The sequence below is a fragment of the Corynebacterium sp. CNJ-954 genome (assembly GCF_001942345.1).
Taxonomy (GTDB): Bacteria; Actinomycetota; Actinomycetes; order Mycobacteriales; family Mycobacteriaceae; genus Corynebacterium.
The window spans coordinates 1-1,672 of the sequence record NZ_MKKI01000036.1; the positions used below are offsets into that span (position 1 = coordinate 1).

A 1,672-nucleotide genomic window follows, 5' to 3' on the forward strand; every position below is an offset into this window, starting at 1 on the left:
GCCAGTCAGATGGAGGTCGCCTAGCCATGACGACAACAGACAAGAAGACGTCACCTGCCAAGGGTGGTGTCGCCGCAGACAACGGGTTCACCGCTGAAGAACAACAGTGGGTGGACAAGAAGAAGTACGCCTGGATCCTCAGCATGGTTCCCGCCGCCATCCCCCTGATCATCTGGGGGATCGTCGAGTGGATGAAGGCCATCAACGCGCCTGAAGCTCTCATCTCCGCCTCCTGGTTCCTGGGGCCGATTGCCGTGTTCATCATCGTGCCGATCGGAGACTGGGTCCTCGGCCGCGATGGTGAGAACGCGCCGGAGGAGTTCGTCCCCTGGCTCGAGGAGACCAAGTACTACCGGATCATCTCCTACCTCTACTTCCCGATCATGCTGGCCAGCCTGGTGCTGTGCTGCTGGCAGTGGACCTACGGTGGGCTCGAGTGGTACGAGAAGGTCGGCCTGGCCTGGACCATGGGCATGACCTCCGGTATCGGCATCGTCGCCGCCCACGAACTCGGCCACAAGAAGGGCAGCTTCGAGCGCTGGCTCGGCAAGATCGTCCTGGCAGTCCCCGCCTACGGTCACTTCTACGTCGAGCACAACAAGGGCCACCACGTGAAGGTCGCCACCCCGGAGGACCCGGTCAGCTCCCGTATGGGCGAGAACGTCTACGCCTACCTGGTCCGTTCCATCCCCCGTCAGATCCCCCGCGCCTGGGACATCGAGAAGAAGCGTCTCGCCCGCGGCGGCAAGAGCCAGTTCAACTTGGACAACGACGTCCTCAACGCCTGGTTGATCACCGTCCTGCTGTGGGGCGGCCTGCTGATCGGCTTCGGTATCGGCATCCTGCCCTACCTGCTGATCCAGGCAGTCATCGGCATCGCCCTGCTGGAGTTCGTCAACTACCTGGAGCACTACGGTCTGCTGCGCCAGAAGCTCGAGGACGGCCGCTACGAGCGCTGCTCCCCGGAGCACTCCTGGAACTCGGACAACCTGACCACCAACATCTTCCTGTACCAGCTGCAGCGTCACTCCGACCACCACGCCAACCCGACCCGGCGTTACCAGTCCCTCCGTTCGGACGTCTTTGCTCCGGAGCTTCCGCAGGGCTACGCGACGATGATCGCCGTCGCTTCCTTCCCACCCCTGTGGTTCGCGATCATGGACAAGCGCCTGATGCAGTACTACAACTACGACACCGAGCGTGCGAACCTCTACCCGCGTAAGGCCGCCAAGCTGCGTGCCAAGTGGGCCAAGAAGGCTCCCGCCGGCGTTGCGGCAAAGGAGTCCTGAGACATGACCGCCACAGCCAACCCGAACCAGCAGTCACCCGACCTCGATTCGCTGCGCTCCACCGGTGGCGCCGACATCCCCGAGAACCAGGCGCCCCCGCAGAAGATGACCAACCCGAAGAAGCACTACCTACTCTGTGTCGCATCCGGGCTGGTCGGTGCCGCCGCACTGGCGCTGGGCATCTTCGGAGCCTTCGGCACCCCCTACATCGAGGCAGTCGCTCCCTGGTTGATCCTGATCTCGCTGTTCTTCCTGCTCCCGGGCATCGTGGGCATCTACCGCGGCCCCGGGGTCCCCTCGACCCACGTCATCCCGCGCCCGAAGAACCGCAAGCCCATCGACTACGCCGCCGGAGCAGGCGGAGCCGCCGGCCCCGCCCCCAC

Annotated in this window: 2 protein-coding genes; both read left to right on the top strand. The window is 64.2% G+C overall.

The window, feature by feature from the left end; genetic code table 11:
- The first annotated feature begins 26 nt into the window (after positions 1–26).
- A complete protein-coding gene (locus BJF89_RS11375) occupies positions 27–1,289 on the top strand; it encodes an alkane 1-monooxygenase (RefSeq protein WP_075815011.1) in 1,263 nt (420 codons plus the stop codon).
- A gap of 3 nt (positions 1,290–1,292) precedes the next feature.
- Positions 1,293–1,672 (top strand): hypothetical protein (locus tag BJF89_RS11380; protein ID WP_075815013.1); only part of this gene is annotated, 380 nt, incomplete at its 3' end.

Coding starts and splice junctions, on each gene's coding strand:
- BJF89_RS11375 (WP_075815011.1), top strand. CDS start 27: ATGACGACAACAGACAAGAAGACGTCACCTGCCAAGGGTGGTGTCGCC.